Source organism: Melittangium boletus DSM 14713 (assembly GCF_002305855.1).
GTDB lineage: Bacteria > Myxococcota > Myxococcia > Myxococcales > Myxococcaceae > Cystobacter > Cystobacter boletus.
The window spans coordinates 8026464-8046411 of the sequence record NZ_CP022163.1; the positions used below are offsets into that span (position 1 = coordinate 8026464).

Below are 19948 nucleotides of genomic sequence, written 5' to 3' on the forward strand. Positions count from 1 at the left end.
GGCTCACGGGCTTTTCCAGATGGTAGGGTCTTGTCCGGTATGGCTCAGAACGACACCGTCGTCACGGTCATCTCGAAGATCTCCGAACGGCCCGTCGATTTGGACGCGGCGTTGGTGGTCATCTATGGCCTGGAGTTGGGCCGCAAGTATGACTTGCGCACCGAGCAGACGCTGATTGGCCGCTCGGCCAAGGCGGAGATCCAGGTGGACCAGGAGTCCATCAGCCGCAACCACGCATGCATCACCACCTCGGGCCGGGGCGTGTTCATCAAGGACCTGGGGTCGACGAACGGCACGTTCGTGAACGACGAGCTGGTGCGGGGCGAGACGCCGTTGAGCAACGGCGACCTGGTGAAGATTGGCCGGACGATCTTCAAGTTCATCGCCGGAGGGAACATCGAGACGGCGTACCACGATGAGATCTACCGGCTCACGACGATGGATGGGCTGACGCAGATCTACAACCGGCGCTACTTCGAGGAGGCGCTGGAGCGCGAGGTGTCGCGCTCGCGCCGCTACGAGCGCAGCCTGGCGCTGGTGATGTTCGACGTGGATCACTTCAAGCTGGTGAACGATCGGCACGGGCACCTGGCGGGGGACTACGTGCTCAAGCAGCTCGCGTCCACACTGCGCACGCGCATCCGCCGCGAGGACGTATTCGCCCGCTACGGTGGCGAGGAATTCGGCATGTTGCTGCCGGAGGTCGACTTGTCCGGCGCGGTGACCTTGGCGGACAAGGCGCGCCGGCTCGTGGACAAGCAGCGCTTCGAGTTCGACAAGAACGTGATTCCGGTGACCATCTCGCTGGGGGTGGCGGTGCTGGAGCCCTCGCACCGGGACCTGGTGGATCTCAAGCGCGCGGCGGACGGCAAGCTCTACGAGGCGAAGGCCACGGGCCGCAACCGCGTCTGTTCTTGACGGCTCCAGGCCTCATCTCATTCGGGCTCGGGGCGCAGCAGGCGCTCCAGGTAGCGCGTGTGGTTCATCAGGAAGTCCCGGGTGAGGGCGTAGTGCTCGGTCTCCTCGTAGCGGACCTCGGCGATGCCCCTCTCGGAGAGGTGGTAGATGCGCGCCTCGGGGTAGGCGAGCAGCATGGGCGAGTGCGTGGAGATGACGAACTGGCACTGCTTCTGCGCGAGCTCGTGAATCAACTTCAACAACGCCAGTTGGCGTTGAGGTGAGAGCGCGGCCTCGGGCTCATCGAGCAGGTAGAGGCCATTGCCCCAGAAGCGGTGCTGGACCAGGGCGAGGAATGCCTCTCCATGAGACATCTCGTGGTGGGAGACGCCGCCGTGCCCGGCCATGGCGTCTGAGTTTTTCTCGATCTCCGTGGCCACGTTGAAGAAGCTCTCGGCCCGGAGGAAGTACCCGGTTTTAGGCCGGCGGATGCCTTTGACCAGCCGGAGGTACTGGTGCAGATCGGACTCGCTGCGCCGGGTGGCGAAGTTGAAGTTCCGGCTGCCGCCCTCGGCGTTGAAGCCGGCGGCCACGGCGATGCCCTCGATGAGGGTGGACTTCCCGCTGCCGTTCTCGCCGACGAAGAAGGTGACGCGCGGATGGAAGTCCAGCCGTTCCAGGTCCCGGATGGCGGGGATGGAGAACGGGTACTTCTTGAAGTCGGGCACCTCCTCGCGGCGCAGCAACACGTACCGGAGGAAGGCGTCCATGCCGGGGTCCTGGGAGTGCTCGTCGGGTGGTCGTGGGCGTGCGCGCTTGGCCATCAACGGCATCGTACCCATGAGCCCCGATGAAATGGGGGATGAAGCATCCCCCATTGAAGCCACGCGAACTCGAATGGCGAACTTGCGCACACCGCAGCGGGCATTGGGCGCTCAGTTGATGGGTGTGTGAATAGACAAGAGAATGGGGCGCACTTCGCCGGGTAGTGTCACGTGTGCTTGTTGTTTGTGTTTGCTCTACCCGGCTACTCAGAGCAGGTCTGCCTGTGTGGCTGTTTACCCTCTTGAATTACCCCGCGAAGACGGAGCGGCGCTCCTTGAGCAGGGCTTGGAGCATGCCCTGGATGGATTCGCGGGTGCGCTCGGTGAGCCGCTGCACCTGGGACATGTCGTCGGCGGCCTCGGGCGGCAACTCACCCATGCCAATGGGCTCGCCAAAGCGGATCATCCACCGCGCGGGCAGCGGCGGCGGCGTCACCGGCAGGTAGGGAATGCCGAGGAAGCCCGCCGGAATCTTGCCGAGCAGCGGTGCCGTCTCCTCGGCCCCGACGATCGCCACCGGCACGATGGGCGCCCCCGTGCGCAGCGCCAGCTTCACGAAGCCGCCCCGGCCAAAGCGCTTGAGCTGGTAGCGCTGGGCGAAGGGCTTGCCCAGGCCGTGAATGCCCTCGGGGAAGACGATGACCGGGCGCAATTCGTCCAGCAGCCGCAGCGCGTTCTCCGGGCAGGCACGCACCGCGCCCAGCCGGTTCATCAACGTGCCCACCATGGGCGCGTGGAACACCTGATCCTCCGCGAGCCAGCGCGCTTCCTGGAGGTCGGGCCGCTCGCGCGAGAGCGACTGTTGCAGCATGGGCCCGTCGAAGGGCAGTGCCCCCGAGTGGTTGGCCACGAGCAGCACTGGCCCCGAGGGCACGTGGCTCGCGCCCTGCACCGACACCCGCCAGTAGCGCTCGTAGAGGAAGTCCAGCACCGGTTGCAGGACGTTGGAGAGTGTCGCGTCCTTGCCGTACTCGTCGATGGCCGTGCTGCCCGTGCCCACGCCGAGGCTCGTGAAGGCCGCGCCCAGCAGCCCCTGCGCCGAGCCCACCGTCCGGCTCAGCCACTCGCTCGTGAAGGTCTGGAACGCCACGTCCCTCGCGAGCGACAACAGACCCGAGACCTGGTCGCCCACGCGAGGTGGCTCGGCGCCCGGCGAGTCCGAGGTGAAGAAGATGTCGGCGGCGCTGTGGGTCGGCGCGGAGACCAGCGGGGCGGCTTCCTCGCGCGGCTCCTCGAAGCCCGGCACGTCCACGGTCTCGGGGGCGGAAATGGGCTCGCCCAGGGCCGCTTCCAGCTCCCGCAAGGCCTCCTCCGCCACGCCCGCTCCCGAGGCCTCGTCCAGCAGCGCGGCTTCCTCGCTGAGTTCCGCGGCGACCGAGGCGGCCTCGGCGCGGAGGTTCTCGGCCACGATGGCGGAGGTCTCACGCGTCTCTGGCGCTGGGCTCTCCGCGATGGACGACGGAACGGGAATGCCCGCCTCGGCTCCGGCGGCGAGGATCGCCTCGGGGGGTGGGGGTGCTTTGGCCGGAGGAGGCGGTGCCGCCTTCCGGGCGCGCTCCGGCGGGGGGGCCTTCACGGACTTCGCGACGGGCTTGCCCTTGGGCGCGGCGGCCTTCTTCTGGGCGGGCTTGGGCTTCGCTGGAGGCGGTGCGGCCTGGGCGGCGGGTTTCGGCTTCGCTGTCGGCTTCGCTGGAGGAGGCGTGGCAGCGGCCTGGGCGGCGGGCTTGGGCGCGGGCGCCTTCTTCTTCTTCACCGGGGCCGGGTCCTTGGCCCGGTCCTTCGCGGGCTCCGACGCCCGCTGCGCGGCGCCTCGCTGGAAGGGATCATTTCCGAGCACACCCTTGGCCATGATCAACTCCTCCGCATCGCCGCCACGGCATCCCGGGCGTGGAACATGGGAATGAAGCCGAGTTCTTCTTCCGCGCGCTCGCCGTTGGCGACCCAGCCGAAGTGCATGTAGTCGAGCAGGGCGGAGGGGAAGCCGGGGCCGCCGAGCGTCGTCATCGTCTGGAGGACCGTGCGGTACAGGGGCCCAGGCAGGGGCAGGGGCCGTCCGCCCGCCTGACGGATGAGGGTGGAGAGAGGCAGCACCCCCCGGCCCACGATGTTGAACTCGCCCTCGGCGTTGGCGCTCAGCGACTGATAGAGGGCGCGGGCGGCGTCCTCCTCGTGCAGGGCCTGCCAGAGGGGATCGAACCCGAGCAGCGTGGGCACCACCCCGTAGGCGAGCATGCGCGTGGCGGGGTTGTTCATGCGCGGGCCGAACAGGGGCGCGAAGCGCAGGACGATGACGCGCGTCTCCGGGTGCCGGTCCCGGAAGGCGCGCACCTGCTTCTCCACCTCGACCTTGTCGGTGATGTAGCGGCTGCCGGGGCAGCCCGCGAGGGGCGTCTCCTCGGAGAGCAGGGCGGGGTGCTCGCCGCGCGCGCCGTAGAGGGCGGTGAGCGAGGGCACGATGAGCCGGGGCACCCGGGCGCGGCCCACGGCGCTCAGCACGTGCATGGTGCCGATCACTTCCAGTTCGTGGGCGAGTGAGCCGTCGCGCACCGGGCCGTGGAGGAACGCCAAGTGGTAGAAGACGTCCACGGGGTGCTCGGCGAGCGCCTCGGACAGCTCGCTCTCCGCGTCGTGGCGCGTGAGGTCCACACGGTGGAATTCCACCTTGTCGCCGGAGGGCTTGGCCACGTCCAGCACCAGGATGCTCTCCACGTCCGCATCCTGCTCCAGCAGCGGCAGCAGCAGCTGGCCCTGCTCGCCCGCCGCCCCCGTCACCGCGACGCGCAGGCCGCCCTTGCTCGCTTGAGTTGCTTCCATACGGGAGTGGGCGTGATAGCGCAGATGGACCTCGCTTGTCAGCCGCGATGCGTCGGGATTACTGGCCAACGTGCCGGGTCCCGCGCAGGATATGACCTCCCATGGCACGTGTCGCCCGTCTCAGTGATGTCCTCATCAACAAGATCGCCGCGGGCGAGGTGGTGGAGCGCCCGGCGTCCGTCGTGAAGGAATTGGTGGAAAACTCCATCGACGCGGGCTCGCGGACGGTGCGCGTGGCGCTGGAGCGCGGGGGGCTCGGGCGCATCACCATCTCGGACGATGGGCAGGGGATGAGCCCCGAGGACGCGCGGCTGAGCCTGGAGCGCCACGCCACGAGCAAGCTGCGCGAGCTGGACGACCTGTTCACCTTGAATACCAAGGGCTTCCGGGGCGAGGCCCTGCCGGCCATCGCGTCCGTGTCACGCTTCACCTTGAACACGGCCGAGCGCGAGGCCTATGTGGGCACGCGCATCACGGTGGAGGGGGGCGGCGAGCCCCTGGTGGAGGAGGCGCCGCCGAGGGTGGGCACGGTCATCTCGGTGGAGGACCTGTTCTACAACACGCCGGCGCGGCGCAAGTTCATGCGGCGCGAGTCCACGGAGCTGCAGCACGCGGAGGAGGCCGTCATCCGGCTGGCGCTCGCGCACCCGGACGTGTCCTTCTTCGTGGAGCACGGGGGCCAGGCGCTCTTCACCAGCCCGGCGAGCCCCACGGATCCGCGCGAGCGCATCGCCGCGGCGCTGGGGCCGGGGGTGCATCCGCACCTGATGGCGGTGGAGGAGCGGCGCCTGGGGGTGAGCGTCACGGGCTACATCGCCTCACCCGAGTACACGCTGCCCAACGCGCGCGGCATCTACACCTTCGTCAACCGCCGCTACATCCGCGACCGGGGCCTCAACAGCGCCATCCAGCGCGCCTTCCAGGAGTTCCTCGCCGCCGGGCGCCAGCCCGTGGTGGTGCTGTTCATCGACATGGATCCCCGCGCGGTGGACGTGAACGTGCACCCGCAGAAGCTGGAAGTGCGCTTCGCGGACGGCAAGGGCGTGGGGGACGCGGTGAACGCGGCCATCTCCCGGGCGCTCCGGGCGGCGCCCTGGCTCGGGCCTCCGACGGGAGGGGAGGGGGGCCTGGCGGAGCAGCCCCGGCAGGCGGCGCACTACGCCATGGCGGTGGAGCGCTTCCTCACCCGGGCCCAGGACGCCGCGTGGGGCGCGCCCATGCCCCTGCCGGGCACCCAGGACGCCTCGCTCCCGCCTCGCTCGACGGAATCACTCTTCGCGCCCCAGGCCACGTCCGAGTTGCTTCCCGGCCGCGCGCCCGCCTTCGGTCAGGCCCAGCCGCAGCTCAACGAGGCGCCCCCGCCGGGCTACTTCGGCGCGCTCAGGCCCATGGGGGTGCTCGGTGAGCGCTTCCAGGTGTGCGAGGGGCCCGGCGGCACGCTGGTGGTGCTGGACGCGCACGCGGCCCTGGAGCGGGCGCGGCTCATGGACTTCCACAAGGCCCTCAAGAAGGAGTCGGCGCCGGTGCCCACGCTCTTCGGCGCCACGGTGGAGCTGACGGTGCCGCTGGCGCGCACGCTGGTGGAGGGGCAGGAGGCCCTGGCCCGGCTCGGGCTGGAGGTGGAGCCTTTCGGGGGCACCACGCTCGCGCTCAAGGCGGTACCGCCCGCGCTGGTGAACGCGGATGCCCGGGCCCTGCTCGAGGCGCTGGCGCGCGCGCTGCCTCCTCCCGGCTCGGCGCTGGATGCCGTGGCGCTCGCCGAGCCCCTGCGCGTGCTCGCGTGTCATGCCGCGCGCCACGCCGAGGGCCAGCTCACCGAGGGCAAGCTCCGGGCGCTCCTGGGCGAATTGGACGCGGCGGACTTCCATCCCCCCTGCATCCACGGCACGGTGGTGGTGCTGGAGGTGCCCTTGTTGGAGCTGGAACGACGCGCGCTGCGTCCCGCCGGGTCTCCGAGAAGTTGACGATCGGGGGTCCGCTGCTACGGTGTGCCACGCCCCTGTAGCACCGGGGCGCGCTGGCGCGAGGAGACGCGGGATGCTCGGTGTCATCACCCTGAGGGACGTGCTGGAGCACCTGGGCCTCATCCGCCGGGAGTTCGGCTCGCGAGGCGTGGTGTGGTGCCTGCTCGCCGCGCTGTCTCGCCGCCGGACCACGTTTCTCGAAGTCGCCCTGCGCCTGAAGGAATCCTGAACGATGCCGCGCCGTCTCGCCCTCCTCGCCCTCCTGTTCGCCGCCGGGGAGGTGTCCGCCCAGGAAGAAGGCGTCGTCCCGCTCAACGGGGTGGGCCGCATCTCCGTCGAGGGGGGATGGCGGTTGTCGTCCAACCAGACCTTCTACAACAGCTTCTACGCGCTCCCGGGCTACCAGTGCTCCCAGGACTGCGAGCGCGGCTCCCCGGGGGGGCCGTTCCTCGCGGGCTCGTTCGGCTATTCCTTCATGGAGAACATCGAGCTGGCGATCGACCTGTTCGCCACCGGCGAGCAGTTGAAGTTGACCAACGCCGCCACGCTCTCCAACTACACCTACGGCGCGCTGGTGGGCCTGCGCTTCCAGACGCTGCTGGAAGTGCTCACCCCCCAGGGCATCGTCCCCTTCGTGGGGCTGGAGACGGGCCCCACGCTGGTGTTCTCCGAGGCCAAGGGCGTGGGGCGCAAGGAACTGCTCCAGCAGCCCTGGGTGGGGACCGTGGGAGCGACCTTCCGCCTGTCTCCCACCTGGGGAATCACCGCGGAGTACCGCTTGGCGTTCGCCCGGGGCCAGAGCCCCTATAACGAGCTGAAGCCGCCGGCTGGCGTGGACGCGAACGCCTACAAGGGCCTGGCGTCCTACAACGCGGGCGGCAACTGGTTCGCCGTGGGCATCACCTACATGTTCCCGCCGGATCCCATCCGGCCATTCAGCTCCCTCTGAAACGGGGGCTCGTCTCCCTGGTTCCCGGGCTCCCCCGGTGGGAGATGGAAATTCCTCGGGGTGCACGGCCTGTTTCCCGGGCCGATGTCACACGACCGGGTGGCTGGGAAGGCCGTCCGAGGGGAGCCCTTAACGATGCGCGAAGAGGCCGAGATCACCGCCGGGCCCAACAGGAAGATGTCCATGGCTGCTGCCGAAGTGAAGTCCGAGCACGACTCCAAGGAACTGAGTGAGATCCGCAAGGAGGTCATCGAGGCTCGCAACCTCGTGATCAAGACGGACAATCTGCTCAAGAACCTCCACGCGGAGGTGAAGGCGATTGGCAAGCGTCACGAGGATCTCCAGAAGCGGCAGTGGATTTCCTCGGGCGTGGCGTACGTGCTTTTCGCGGCGCTGTGCATCGGCGGGGCGGTGCTCGTGGGCTCCGCGCGGGGCTCCAGCGCGAGCGCCGAGCGCGAGCGGCTGGAGAAGACGGTGGCCGAGCTGTCCGGTCAGCTGGACAAGCAGCGCGCGGATCAGACGGCCATCCAGACGTCCCAGCGTTCGGCGAACGAGGTCTACCGGCTGATGACGAACCTGCCCGGGGACGAGCGGCTCAAGGGCGTGGACGAGCTGGTGAAGCTGGACACGTCGCGCCTGACGCAGCTCGAGCGCTCCGCCCTCAACGACAAGGCGGCCCAGCTGCGCCGGGAGATCGGCGACTCGGCCTTCGAGCGGGGCAAGGCCGCCTTCCGGCGCAACGAGATGAAGTCGACCATCGAGGAGATGACGCGCTTCGTGGCGATGAACCCGCCGCCCGAGCAGTTGCTGGACGCGTCCTTCTTCCTGGGCGTGGCCTACAACAACGAGCGCAAGCACGATCAGGCGGTGCCGCTGCTGGCGCGCTTCGTCGAGGGCGACAAGAAGTCCAAGACGCGTGACTACGCCATGCTGCTGCTCGCCCAGTCCTACCAGGAGACGAACCAGCTGGAGAAGGCGCTGTCCACGGTGCAGGAGGCCCTGGGCACCTACCCGAACAGCGAGTTCGCGCCACTGATGCGCAGCCGCCAGTCGTCGGTGCGCCGCCAGAAGGCGGGAGCCAGCGAGGCCGCCGCGGCGCCCGCGCAGGCCCCGGCTCCCGCTCCAGCGGCCGCCACGCCCGCTCCGGCGCCCTGAGCGTTCCCCCACTTCCCCGGGGCCTCCCCGGGGAAGCGGGTGACTCAGGCGTTGCCAGGGGGTCTTCCGGTGACTAAGACGGCACCTGCGTGACCGCCCCCGATCCCCGCTACCGTCCCTTCCGTGTCGCCTCCTACGGTGTCTACTTCGCCGGGGTGGTCGCCTTCTGTCTGGCGATCATCATCAGCGTGACGCGCTCGGTGGTGGCGATGACGCCTCCGCATCAGGCCCCGGTGGAGCCAGTGCTCAACTACCGCGAATGCCTGGACGCGGCCCACTCCCTGTGGACCGAGCTGGAGTCCGAGCGCGAGAAGCTGGTGCGCGCCTCCACGGAGACCCGTTCGGTGGACAAGCGGTGGATGGACTTCCGCACCCAGTGGCTCACGCGTCTGCGCGAGCGCGAGGCCCGGTGCGCGCTCGACTCGCGCAACAACGTGAGCCTCAAGCAGGTGTACCGCCGCCTGGAGGACGTCCTCAACCTCTACACCATCCACGCCGTGCAGTACGCGGGCGAGGTGGGCGGCTCGGTGGATGCGCTCCAGGCCGCCTTCTCCTCCGCGCGCAGGAATCCCTCCGCGGGCAAGCTGCCCTGAGCCTCAGCGCCGCGGCGAGCGCAGCCGCGCGTGCAGCGTGTCCGTCATCAGGTACCAGAACTGCACGTTGCCGAAGCTCAGGATGTCTCCATCCTTGAGCACCGCCTCGCGCGCGCTCAGCGAGTTCGCGTTGAGGAACGTGCCGTTGGTGGAGCCCAGGTCGCGCACCGTGCAGCGGGCGGGTGAATCGCTCCAGTTGAGCACCGCGTGCCGCTTGGACACCGACGGATCGTCGATGAACACGTCGCAGTCCGGCAGCCGGCCCACGCTCAACTCCTCCACGCGCGCGAGCGGCGGCAGGGTGGTGATGAGCAGCTCCTCGAACTCGAAGAGCAGCGTCAGCATGCCCTTCTCGATGACACCGGCCGAGGCCACGCGCGTGGGATCGAGGACGGCGGACGAGGGCCTGCCGGGCGGGCGTTGGACGAGCACGAAGGGGCCGAGTTGACGGCGAAACGCCCCAGAGGTCAGTGACGCGCCGAGCGCGCGCAGTTCCTGGATGGACAGCACGGTGCGTCAGCATGACAGATGTTCCCGGGCATGGGCGGGTTTCGTTGACCGGGCGGAGGCTCCTTCCTACAGTTGCCCTTTCGGCCCGGGCCGCCGGTCCCAATCAGGGGGAGGGGGCGGGTCTGGACGTTCACCTCTTAACGAGTGCTGTGAAGGAGCTGTGATGAGCGGCAGCGGGAACATTCCGATGACGCCCTCGGGGTTGCGGAAGCTGAAGGAAGAGCTGAAGCACCTTCAATCCGTCGAGCGCGGCAAGATCTCCCGGGAGATCGAGGTCGCGCGCGCCCACGGAGACCTGCGTGAGAACGCCGAGTACCACGCGGCCAAGGAGAAGCAGTCCCACATCGAGGGCCGTATCCTGAACCTCAATGATTGGATTGCCCGGGCCGAGGTGATCGATCCGGCCAAGCTCGGCGGGGACAAGGTCGTCTTCGGCGCCACGGTGGATTTGCTGGACCTGGAGTCGGACAAGACCGTGTCCTACCGCCTGGTGGGCGAGCTGGAGGCGGACCTCAAGAAGCGGTGGATCGCCGTGACGTCGCCGGTGGCGCGGGCCCTCATCGGCAAGAAGAAGGGCGACACCGTGACGGTGCAGAGCCCCGGCGGGACGCGCGAGTACGACGTCCAGGAGATTCGCTTCGAGGATCCCCAGGAAGAGGCCCCCTCGGAAGGCTGAGATTTCCCGCGGTGAGCCGTCGAGCAGGGGAGCGCGCGCGAGCCCGCTCCCCTGTGTCGTTTGGGTGGGCGGCGTGGGCGCGGCTTTTTAGGATGAACGCTTGGACCCGACCGTGAACCATCCGCTCGCCAGCCTCGTGGGACCCCTGAGGTACGCCTGCCGAAGTGACTTCGCCCGGCTGTCGACGGTGAAGGATTTGCGCGGCCTGCTGGAGCGCACCCTGGCCGGGGCCACGGGCGTGGACGCGAAGGCGCTCGAGCACCTGCGCGCGGCGCTGCCGCACGTGGACGATGTCACCGTGGAGCGGCGCAAGGCGGCGCTGCGGGGGGTCGTGGCCGGGTTGCGCATGAGCGGCGTGCCTCTGCCCGAGGACCTGGCCCAGGTCGCCGCGGCGGCTCCCGCCCCCGTCTCCCGGCAGCCCGCCCGGAGCGCGGCGCCCTCGGGGCTCGTCCCCGCGTGGAAGTCCACCGAGCCCCTGCGCCCGCCGCCTCCCCCCGCCACCCGGCCTCCCGCCGCCCGGCCTCCGCCACCGCCTGCCCCGGCGCCCGCCGAGAACGCACCGCCCCCACGGCGCAAGAAGAAGCGGGTGGCGAAGGGACAAGAGGAGTCGCGCGCGGAGGCGAAGCTGCTGTCCATCGCGCCGCGCTCGGGCCCCCTGGCGATTCCGCTCAAGACGATGGGCAAGAAGCTGGGCCCCCGGCTGCTCGCGGCGCTCAACAAGAAGGGCCTGCGGCGGGTGGGGGACATCCTCTTCCTGCTGCCGCGCTGCTACGAGGACCGGCGCGAGCTGCGCACCATCTCCGAGCTGATGCCGGGAGAGCGCGGGGTGACGGTGGGCGAGGTGAAGGTGGCGGACTTCGTGCCGGGCCGCACGGGCAAGCGCATGTTCCGCGCCGTGGTGGCGGACCGCTCCGGGAGCATCGCCGCCACGTATTTCAACGCCGGCCCCTGGCTCAAGGCGCGCTTTCCCGTGGGCAAGAAGCTGGTGCTGTCCGGCGAGGTGCGCGCCTCGCTGTCGGGACGGGAGATGTCCCACCCGGAGATTGAATCCGCGGACGACCTCGAGGGCTCCTCGGTGCACTTCAACCGCATCGTCCCGGTGTACCCGGGCTTCGAGCGGGGGGATCAACGCTCGTTCCGCGAGCTCGCCTCGGTGGTCAGCGAGTCCTACGCGAGCCACCTGGAGGAGCCGTTGCCGGAAGCGCTGCGCGGCAGGTTGAAGTTGATGACGCTGCCGGAGGCCCTGCGCTCCATCCACTTCCCCGCGGGCAACGCGGACCCGGAGCTGTTGGACAAGCACCTGAGCCCGGCGCACCGGCGGCTCGCGTTCGACGAGCTCTTCTTCCTGCAACTGGGCATGGGGCTCAAGCGCCAGGACGTGAAGCGCGAGCAGGGCATTCGCTTCGACGTGTCGGCGCCCCGTCAAGAGAAGGCGCGAGGCGCGCTGCCCTTCGAGCTCACGGGCGCGCAGAAGCGGGTGCTCGAGGAGATCGCCCAGGACATGGGCCATGACGAGCCGATGAACCGGCTGGTGCAGGGCGACGTGGGCTCGGGCAAGACGGCGGTGGCGGCGGCGTCCGCGCTCGTGGCGTTGCAGGATGGCTACCAGGTGGCGGTGATGGCGCCCACGGAGATCCTCGCCGAGCAGCACGAGCGCACCTTCCGCAAGCTCCTGGAGCCCCTGGGCTACAAGGTGGGCCTGGTGAGCGCGGCGGGCACGGCGAAGAAGAAGCGCGAGGTGCGCGACGCGGTGGCTCGCGGGGAGATCCACCTCGCCGTGGGCACGCACGCGCTCATCCAGGAGGGCGTGGCCTTCCAGAAGCTGGGCTTCGTGGTGATCGACGAGCAGCACCGCTTCGGCGTGTTGCAGCGGCACATGCTGATGAGCAAGGGCGTGTTCCCGGACGTGCTGGTGATGACGGCCACGCCCATTCCGCGCACGCTGGCGATGACGCTCTACGGGGACCTGGACGTGTCCGTCATCGACGAGCTGCCCCCCGGGCGCACGCCCGTCAAGACCCGCGTCTTCAACGACAAGCAGCGCGCGCGCGTCTACGAGGCGGTGGCCAGCGAGGTGGCCAAGGGCCATCAGGCCTATGTGGTGTACCCGCTCGTGGAGGAGTCGGAGAAGTTGGACCTGGAAGACGCCACGCGCGGGGTGGACAAGCTGCGCGAGGTGTTTCCGGGCGTCGAGGTGGGGCTGCTGCACGGCCGGATGAAGCCCGAGGAGAAGGACGGGGTGATGGACGCCTTCCGCGCGGGGAGCATCCAGATCCTCGTGTGCACCACGGTGGTGGAGGTGGGCGTGGACGTGCCGAACGCCTCGGTGATGGCGATCGAGTCCGCGGAGCGCTTCGGCCTGTCTCAGTTGCACCAGCTGCGCGGACGCGTGGGCCGAGGCGCGGCGGTGAGCTACTGCTTCCTGGTGGCCAACCTGGCGCGCTCGTCCATGGAGTCCTCGGAGCGGCTGGGGGTGATGGAGCACAGCAGTGACGGCTTCGTCATCGCGGAGAAGGATCTGGAGATCCGCGGACCCGGCGAGTTCCTCGGCACGCGCCAGAGCGGCCTGCCGGAACTGGCGGTGGCCAACCTCGCGCGGGACGGGGATTTGATCTCCCTGGCCCAGCAGGAGGCGCGGCGCATCCTCGCCGCGGATCCCCGGCTGGAGTCCGCCGAGCACCAGGGCCTGGTCAAGGCGCTCGAGGAGCGCTGGGAAGGCCGGCTCGCGCTCGCCCGCGTGGGGTAGGGCGGAAACGGCGACGGCGGCCCCCCGGGAAGGGAGACCGCCGTCTGGACCGCACCGTCACCGACGTTACTGGGTGACGATCCTCCCCACGGCCACGTTGATGGTGCTCAGGTCTCCCGTCGCGGGCAGCGCGTGCGCCTTGATGACGGAGAGGGGGATGCGCGAGCCCGCCGGGAGCGACGGGTCGAGCTTCACATCCAGCGCCACGGAGAGGAGCGCGCCGGTGTACGGGGTCGCCGGGACGGTCGTGCCCTTCTGGAACACGCCGACGCTCAACTTACCCTCCTGGGCGCCGCCCTTGATCAGCCGGGGCGCGGCGCCCAGCTCGAACAGGCGGTTGGTCACGTACTCGGTGTCGGACGGGGTCACCTTGGCCCACGTCGCTTGCACCGGGTTGACCAACAGCGTCAGGTCCACGCCACGGCCGGACCCACCCGGGGGGCCCACCAGATCCAACACCAGGTGGCTGCCCGAGGACGCGGCCGTGTTCTTCACGAGCTTCCAGCCATTGCCCGTGGGATCCGTGTAGTCAGCGCCCTGGGCGATCGGCACCGTGACGGTGGCGGTGGCCTTCTTGTCGGGGTTCACCGCGCTGGTGGCCACCACGGTGAATGTGCCCGGACGGGCGGGGGCCGTGTAGATGCCCGAGGAGGTGATGATGCCGTTGCCGTCACCGCCCTCCACGCTCCAGAGCACCGCCTGGTGGGACGTCCCGGTCACAGCCGCCGTGAAGGTGGCGGTGGTGCCCTGGGCGATCGTCACCGTGGCGGGGGTGATCGTCACGGACACCGGCTCCACGGTCACCTGGGCGGTGGCCGTCTTCGTGGGATCGGCCACGCTGGTGGCCACCACGGTGTAGGTGCCCGGCGTGCTGGGCGCCGTGTAGACACCCGAGGAGGTGATGGTGCCGTGGGTGGTACCGCCCTCCACGCTCCAGGTCACCGCGGTGTTGGGGGTGCCCGTCACGGTGGCGTAGAAGGCCGCCGTGCCGGACACGGGGATGGTCTGCGAGGCCGGGGTGATGGTGACGACGACGTCCGAGGCAGACGTCACCGTGACAGTGGCGGTGGCCTTCTTGTCGGGGTTCACCGCGCTGGTGGCGATCACGGTGAAGGTGCCCGCCTTGGAGGGCGCCGTGTAGACGCCCGAGGAGGTGATGGTGCCGTTGCCGTCACCGCCCTCCACGCTCCAGAGCACCGCCTGGTTGGACGCCCCGGTCACCTCCGCCGTGAAGGTGGTGGTGGCGCCCTCGGCGATCGTCACCGTGGCCGGGGAGATCGTCACGGACACCGCGCCCACGGTCACCTGGGCGGAGGCCTTCTTCGCGGGATTGGCCACGCTGGTGGCCACCACGGTGTAGGTGCCCGCCTTGGAGGGCGCCGTGTAGACGCCCGAGGAGGTGATGGTGCCGTTGGTGGAACCACCCTCGACGCTCCAGGTCACCGCGGTGCTGGCGGTGGTGCCCGTCACGGTGGCGTAGAAGGCCGCCGTGCCGGACGCGGGGATGGTCTGCGAGGCCGGGGTGATGGTGACGGCCAGCTCACGCACGGTGAGGGTGGCGCTGCCCTTCTTCGTCGGATCCGCCAGGCTGGTGGCGGTGACCGTGACGGGGCCCGCCTGCGTGGGCGCCGTGTAGATGCCCGAGGAGGTGATGGTGCCACCGCCTTCCACGCTCCAGGTCACCCCGGTGTTGGACGCTCCGGTGACGACCGCGGAGAACTCCACGACCGCGCCCTGGTCCACCGTGGAGCCGTTGGGCTTCACGGTGACGGCCACGGCCTCGACCTTGACCTGGGTGCTGGCCGAGCGGCTCGGGTCCGCCACGCTGGTGGCGACCACGGTGTAGGTGCCCGGCGTGCTGGACGCCGTGTAGACGCCCGCGGCGGTGAGGGTGCCCGCGGCGGCGCCTTCCTTGAGGGACCAGGTGACCGACGTGTCACTGGCGCCCGTCACCTGGGCGGTGAAGGCGATGCTGCCCGCGGTGCTCACCGTGGGCGAGGCCGGGGTGAGGGTGACGACGACGGCCGGGGTGACGGTCACCGAGGCCGTGTCCTTCTTGGTGCCATCCACCGCGTTGGTGGCGACCACCGTGTACGAGCCCGCCTGCGCGGGCGCGGTGTAGACGCCCGTGCTGGTGATGGTGCCCGAGTCCTGGCCCTCCACGCTCCAGAGGATCTTCGGCTCCGAGGTGCCCTCGACGGAAGCGGTGAAGGTCGTGGAGTCTCCGGCCTTCACGGTGACGGACTTCGGAGCGACCGTCACCGGCCCCGAGCCGGGCGTGGGCTCGTCGCCGCACGCGGCGAGCACGCCGAGCAGCAACGGAACAATGAGCTTGGTCAACGTTTTCATGGGTTACCGTCCGAACTGGCTGACGAAGAGGGTGACGTCGGTGTCGTCCACGGCGCCGCTCACATCGAGGTCGGAATCCTCGCTGTAGGCCGCGTCACTGGTCGTGGAGCCGTAGGCCTGGGCGAGCCGTCCCAGATCCTCTCCGTCCACGAGGTGATCACCGTTGATGTCCGCGGTGTAGATGCGCGCGGTCGCCGTGGCGCTCGCGCGGGCGTCTGTCATGGAGGTGGCCTGGATGTGGCACAGACCGCGTCCCGCCGGAGTCGAGTAGACACCCGCCGCGGAGATGACGCCGCAGATGCGGCCTTCCTGGAGGCTCCACGTCAGCGCCGGATCGAACCCAGAGGGCACGCTCGCGGTGAAGGTGAACGTGCTGTTCACCGGCAGCACCACGCTCCGCGGAGAGAGCTCCACGCCCTCGCGGCTGAAGGCGAGGGTGGACGAGGTGGAGTGGCCGTAGGCGTCATGGGCCACGGCCATCAAGGTGTGCGTTCCGGAGGACAGGGGCGCGGTGCTGAAGGGCAGCCGGTAGGGCGCCTCCTGGACACGTCCCTGGAACACGCCATCCACGTAGAACTCCACGTGCGTGACGCCCGTGTCGTCGCTCGCGGTGGCCGTCAGCACCGTCGTATCGAACAGGCCTTCCACGCCCGCGCTGACGGTCGGCGCCGTGTTGTCCACCACCGTGGTGTTGAAGGTGGTGAAGTCCACCGTCACCGTGCCCACGTTGCCCGCGGTGTCCGTGCCCTTGACCTTGAACTGGTGCGAGCCGTTGGCGAGCGAGGCCGTGTTGTACGGCACCGTGTAGCTGCCGCTGGGGTCGTTGCGCGTGGCCACCGGGACGTCGTCCACGAAGAACTCGAGCTTCTTCGTCCACACGTTGTCGCTCACGTTGGCGTTGAGCTGCACGGTGCCGTAGGTGCCGCTGACGCTCGCGGTGAGCGCGGGGGCCAGCGTGTCGGGAGTGGTCGTGGTGGTGAGGGTGACGTCGTCGAGGAACCACTGCGTGACGCCGCCCGACACCGCCGCGGGCTCCAGCAGATCCGCCTCGAAGAAGAGCTGGATCGTCTGGCCCTTGTAGGCGCTCAGATCGTAGCGGTGCTCGAAGTACTTGCCGCTGGTGTTATCCAGATTGCTGAACGTCGCCAGCGTCTGGAGATCCACGCCCGCCGAGTCGCGCACCTTCGCGGTGTATGTGTGGTGCACCTGTCCATCCGTGAAGGCGCTGTCGTAGATGCGCAGCCAGAAGCTGTAGATGGCCGACTGGGCGTCCGCGGGGATCGTCAGGGTCTGGCGCACGTTGGACTTGTTAGGGCCGGGGTTGGTGTAGACGATGAAGAAGCGCGAGCCCGTGTGCGCGAAGGAGGGACTGTTCAGGATGCCCGCCGAGCCGCTGAGCGTCGTGGCGGCGGTCCAGCCGCCGGACAACTCGAAGCTCGGGTTGACCACCTTCTGCGAGCGGTTGGCGTCGACGAAGAAGGAGACGGGGGCGGACTCACCCACGTTGCCGGCCGCGTCCGTGGCCCGGGTGACCAGCGTGTGCGCGCCGTTGGCCAGGGTGGACACGTTCACGATCTTCGCGAAGGACGTGGGCGCCGTGCCCTGGGACGTGCCGTCCACCAGGAACTCCACCTCGCCGACATGGCCGTTGTCCGACACGTCCGCGAAGAATCCCAGCCGCGTGCCGGAGGCGTCGAAGAGGACGGAGCTGCGCACGGACGGCGTCTCGGTGTCGGCGGCGGTGATGGTGCGCAACTGGAAGTCATCCAGCTTGAAGTTGGTGGCCAGCGAGGCGTTCTCGGTCCCCTCCAGGTAGAGGCGCACCGTCTGGCCCGCGTAGGCGGTCAGGTCGAAGCTGCGCTGCACCCAGCCCAGCGTGGCGTCCAGGTTGGACCAGGTGGCGAGCGTGGAGAGCACCGTGCCCGAGGTGTCACGCACCTGGAGCACGAGGGTGTCATTGGCCGCGGTGGTGCTGGTCTCGCTGGTGGTGAGGTTGAGGTAGAAGCTCAGCGAGGCCTTGGCGACGCCCGCCGGGATGGTGACGTCCTGGTACAGGTTGTCGTTGCTGACGGAGCCGTAGCCATTGAGCCACACGTAGCCCTGGCCGGTGCGCGCCCCGGAGACGGGGTAGTTGATGTTGCCGCGAGGATTGGCCTCCCAGCCCACGCCGCCCTGCTCGAAGCCCGGGTCGCTGAGCAGCTGCGTGAAGCTGTTGGCCACGTTGAAGGTGACGGGCGCGGAGTCGGTCTTGTTGCCCGCCGCGTCGAAGGCCCGCACCACCAACTGGTGCGTGCCATTGAGCAGCTGGGTGACGTCCAGCGGCACCTGGAAGGGCAGGCTGGTGTCGGTGCCCACGGTGGCGCCGTCCACGTTGAACTCCACGCGCGCCACGCCCACGTTGTCCGTGGCCGTCGCGTTGAGCAGCAGGAGGGGCGCGCTGCCCGACAGGCTCGCCGTCACCGACGGCGGCGTGCGGTCGTCATAGGTGCCCGCCGTGTAGCCCACGTTGATGGCGGTGAAGGCGTTCTCCACCGCGGTGTACTCGGCCGACCTGGCGCCGTAGAGGTCCGCCGCCGACTGAAGCGAGGCCGTACGGGCCGCCAGGTAGTTGCTCGAGGGCACCAGGTAGACGGTGATGGCGCGGTACCAGATGGCCGCCGCCTTGTCGTTGCCGATGCCCGTCATGCCGCCGGGCAGGTAGGTGCTGGAGTGGTCGTTCCCCGGAGCCGCCGGCTGCGCGCCCGCGGACAGGAAGTAGAAGGCGCGATTCATCGGCCCACTGCTGTAGTGGACGTCGACGTTCTCGATGCCCGGGTACCACGCGTCCGGACTGAGGCCGTCCAGGCTCGGCTTGTACATGTAGCGCAGCGGCTCCGGATTGAGATCCTCTCCAATCATCCAGTTGCCGCCCGTGTCTCCAATGGTGGAGCCCCGGCCGTTGCGCACCCAGAACTCCGTCATGGCGCCGAAGATGTCGGAGTTGGCCTCGTTGAGGCCGCCGGACTCACCCGCGTAGATGAGCTGCGCCGTCTTCGACATGACGCCGTGGCTCAACTCGTGGCCCGTCACGTCCAGCGCTTCCAGGGACTTGAAGCCACCGGGGGCCGGATAGGAGCCGTCGCCGTAGCTCATGCAGAAGCAGCCACTGCTCCAGAAGGCGTTGTTGTACAGGTTGCTGACGTGCACGCGGTTGTAGGTGGGCGTGCCCACGCCGTCGATGCCGAAGCGGTTGTGGATCCGCTGGTAGTAGTCCCACGTGGCCTGCAGGCCGAAGTGCGCGTCCACGGCCGCCGTCTGGCCGTTGTCGCTCGTCGTGGAGCTGCCCACGATGTAGTTCTGCCCGTCACCCCAGACGTTGTCCGTGTCCGTGTAGAGCACGGGCGTGGCCGGAGCGCCGTTCTGCACGTCGGCGTGGTTCACGTCGTAGGTGCGCAGACCCTCGCCGGGGGCGCGCGTCGTATCCCGCAGCTCGTAGAGGCCGTCCGCGTTCTGGAAGACGTTGAGCTGCACCTCGCCGCTGTACTGCGACAGGCCCTTGCCCACCGCCGCCGCCGTCTCCAGCGAGTTCCATCGCTTGATGACCACGCCCGTGCGCGCGTCGAGCAGGAAGTCCGTATGGGCCACCCCGTCCTTGGGGTTGTCCAGCTCGGTGTGCACGTGCCAGGCGAGCCGGTGGCCCACCACCTCGTCCTCGAAGTCCGCCGCGTTGCGCTGCGCGAAGGGCTTGCCAGGGGCGCGGTTCACCCGGTTCGTCTCCGGATAGATGACCAGCTCCGCCGTGGGCTCGGCGCCGGCCAGGCCATTGGGGGCCAGCTCCAGCAGCGCGAGCGACACCGCGCTCGCGGCGTCCAACGAGGGGGAGGTGGACAGGCGGATGCCCGGACGCAGTCCCTCGCGCGTCACCGGCAGGCTCTTGCCGGAGGGATCCACGTGGGTGATGGCCATGCCACCCCACACGGGGACGCCCTGGTGCAACTGCTGGAAGTGGGCGTGCGTGAGGCCGAAGGCGTCCGTCTGCGCGCCGGACAGCCGGAAGTCATCGCGCTCGTTCAACCCGAGCGCGGCTTTTTGCAGCCGCAGGGCGGAGAGCGACGCCGTCACGCGCGCGCTTTCACGGGCGCGCAACTGCTGGAGCGCGTTGAGGGACACGGGGGCGAGTTTTTCGCCCGCCGCCAGGGCTGGTCCCGCCGTCATGAACGAGGCGAGGAGCAGGGGCCAACGAGGCCACGGCATGGACATGGAGACACTCCACCAGACTGCGTCGAGGGAGACTGCCGGCGGGCTGGCTTCCATCGACGAGGGCCAGGGCCGGAAAACGCGGGGGTCACCGCGCCACGCGAACGTCCCTGGAGTGACCGCGGACTGCTTTCTCCTGGACATTCCGCCTGCGCGGAGGCCGGTGACTATACACAACTGGAAAGTTGAAATGAACCCACCGGGTCCTCCAGCGAGGCCTCGATGTGAGGCCTCG

14 protein-coding genes are annotated in these 19948 nt (G+C 69.3%); 8 read left to right on the forward strand and 6 right to left on the reverse strand.

What is annotated here, in order from left to right; translation table 11 throughout:
- Positions 1-39 precede the first annotated feature (39 nt).
- Positions 40-918 carry a GGDEF domain-containing protein gene (locus tag MEBOL_RS33360; protein ID WP_095981216.1) on the forward strand — a complete coding sequence of 293 codons (879 nt, stop codon included), beginning with the start codon at positions 40-42 and terminating at the stop codon, positions 916-918.
- Between the two features lie 17 nt (positions 919-935).
- Here the strand turns inward: MEBOL_RS33360 and MEBOL_RS33365 are convergent, their stop codons facing one another.
- The 3 genes from MEBOL_RS33365 to MEBOL_RS33375 all read right to left on the reverse strand — a co-directional run bounded on the left by MEBOL_RS33365 (position 936) and on the right by MEBOL_RS33375 (position 4535).
- The gene (locus tag MEBOL_RS33365; RefSeq protein WP_095981217.1) at positions 936-1667 is read right to left on the reverse strand and encodes an AAA family ATPase; all 732 of its coding nucleotides are present in this window, start codon (positions 1665-1667) and stop codon (positions 936-938) included.
- A gap of 301 nt (positions 1668-1968) precedes the next feature.
- Positions 1969-3570 (reverse strand): lysophospholipid acyltransferase family protein, encoded by a 1602-nt coding sequence (locus MEBOL_RS33370; protein WP_179956337.1) that lies wholly within the window; start codon positions 3568-3570, stop codon positions 1969-1971.
- 2 nt (positions 3571-3572) lie between these two features.
- Positions 3573-4535 carry an SDR family oxidoreductase gene (locus tag MEBOL_RS33375; protein WP_095981218.1) on the reverse strand — a complete coding sequence of 321 codons (963 nt, stop codon included), beginning with the start codon at positions 4533-4535 and terminating at the stop codon, positions 3573-3575.
- A 101-nt stretch (positions 4536-4636) separates the two neighbouring features.
- Here MEBOL_RS33375 and mutL point away from each other — a divergent pair, with 101 nt between their 5' ends.
- The 5 genes from mutL (at position 4637) to MEBOL_RS33395 (ending at position 9196) form a co-directional block, all read left to right on the forward strand.
- Positions 4637-6499, forward strand: coding sequence for a DNA mismatch repair endonuclease MutL (mutL, locus tag MEBOL_RS33380; protein ID WP_095981219.1), 1863 nt, complete (start codon positions 4637-4639; stop codon positions 6497-6499).
- 73 nt (positions 6500-6572) lie between these two features.
- On the forward strand, positions 6573-6728 hold the full coding sequence (locus tag MEBOL_RS42030) for a hypothetical protein (RefSeq protein ID WP_170115644.1): 156 nt from the start codon (positions 6573-6575) through the stop codon (positions 6726-6728).
- Between the two features lie 3 nt (positions 6729-6731).
- A complete protein-coding gene (locus MEBOL_RS33385) occupies positions 6732-7448 on the forward strand; it encodes a hypothetical protein (RefSeq protein ID WP_095981220.1) in 717 nt (238 codons plus the stop codon).
- Positions 7449-7631: 183 nt separating this feature from the next.
- Positions 7632-8603: a tetratricopeptide repeat protein gene (locus MEBOL_RS33390; protein ID WP_245919051.1), complete on the forward strand. Its 972-nt coding sequence runs from the start codon at positions 7632-7634 to the stop codon at positions 8601-8603.
- An 89-nt stretch (positions 8604-8692) separates the two neighbouring features.
- On the forward strand, positions 8693-9196 hold the full coding sequence (locus MEBOL_RS33395; protein WP_095981222.1) for a hypothetical protein: 504 nt from the start codon (positions 8693-8695) through the stop codon (positions 9194-9196).
- Between the two features lie 3 nt (positions 9197-9199).
- On the opposite strand, the gene MEBOL_RS33400 is transcribed toward MEBOL_RS33395, so the two are convergent.
- Positions 9200-9706: an FHA domain-containing protein gene (locus MEBOL_RS33400; RefSeq protein ID WP_095981223.1), complete on the reverse strand. Its 507-nt coding sequence runs from the start codon at positions 9704-9706 to the stop codon at positions 9200-9202.
- A gap of 163 nt (positions 9707-9869) precedes the next feature.
- On the opposite strand from MEBOL_RS33400, the gene greA reads away from it, so the two are divergent.
- Together greA and recG are read left to right on the forward strand one after the other, a co-directional pair.
- Positions 9870-10382, forward strand: a complete 513-nt coding sequence (greA, locus tag MEBOL_RS33405) for a transcription elongation factor GreA (protein ID WP_095981224.1) — start codon at positions 9870-9872, stop codon at positions 10380-10382.
- A 100-nt stretch (positions 10383-10482) separates the two neighbouring features.
- Entirely contained in the window at positions 10483-13128 is a 2646-nt protein-coding gene (gene recG / locus MEBOL_RS33410) for an ATP-dependent DNA helicase RecG (RefSeq protein ID WP_425437574.1), read from the forward strand.
- Between the two features lie 66 nt (positions 13129-13194).
- Here the strand turns inward: recG and MEBOL_RS33415 are convergent, their stop codons facing one another.
- Positions 13195-15477: an Ig-like domain-containing protein gene (locus tag MEBOL_RS33415; RefSeq protein WP_157823814.1), complete on the reverse strand. Its 2283-nt coding sequence runs from the start codon at positions 15475-15477 to the stop codon at positions 13195-13197.
- A 3-nt stretch (positions 15478-15480) separates the two neighbouring features.
- A complete protein-coding gene (locus MEBOL_RS33420) occupies positions 15481-19716 on the reverse strand; it encodes a M4 family metallopeptidase (RefSeq protein WP_170115645.1) in 4236 nt (1411 codons plus the stop codon).
- Positions 19717-19948: the final 232 nt, after the last annotated feature.

Excerpts from the sequence above, each read along its gene's own strand:
- MEBOL_RS33385 (WP_095981220.1), top strand. The coding sequence starts at position 6,732 with ATGCCGCGCCGTCTCGCCCTCCTCGCCCTCCTGTTCGCCGCCGGGGAG.
- MEBOL_RS33420 (WP_170115645.1), bottom strand. The coding sequence starts at position 19,716 with ATGTCCATGCCGTGGCCTCGTTGGCCCCTGCTCCTCGCCTCGTTCATG.
- MEBOL_RS33415 (WP_157823814.1), bottom strand. The coding sequence starts at position 15,477 with ATGAAAACGTTGACCAAGCTCATTGTTCCGTTGCTGCTCGGCGTGCTC.
- greA (WP_095981224.1), top strand. The coding sequence starts at position 9,870 with ATGAGCGGCAGCGGGAACATTCCGATGACGCCCTCGGGGTTGCGGAAG.
- mutL (WP_095981219.1), top strand. The coding sequence starts at position 4,637 with ATGGCACGTGTCGCCCGTCTCAGTGATGTCCTCATCAACAAGATCGCC.
- MEBOL_RS42030 (WP_170115644.1), top strand. The coding sequence starts at position 6,573 with ATGCTCGGTGTCATCACCCTGAGGGACGTGCTGGAGCACCTGGGCCTC.
- MEBOL_RS33370 (WP_179956337.1), bottom strand. The coding sequence starts at position 3,570 with ATGGCCAAGGGTGTGCTCGGAAATGATCCCTTCCAGCGAGGCGCCGCG.
- MEBOL_RS33360 (WP_095981216.1), top strand. The coding sequence starts at position 40 with ATGGCTCAGAACGACACCGTCGTCACGGTCATCTCGAAGATCTCCGAA.
- MEBOL_RS33390 (WP_245919051.1), top strand. The coding sequence starts at position 7,632 with ATGGCTGCTGCCGAAGTGAAGTCCGAGCACGACTCCAAGGAACTGAGT.
- MEBOL_RS33365 (WP_095981217.1), bottom strand. The coding sequence starts at position 1,667 with ATGGACGCCTTCCTCCGGTACGTGTTGCTGCGCCGCGAGGAGGTGCCC.
- MEBOL_RS33375 (WP_095981218.1), bottom strand. The coding sequence starts at position 4,535 with ATGGAAGCAACTCAAGCGAGCAAGGGCGGCCTGCGCGTCGCGGTGACG.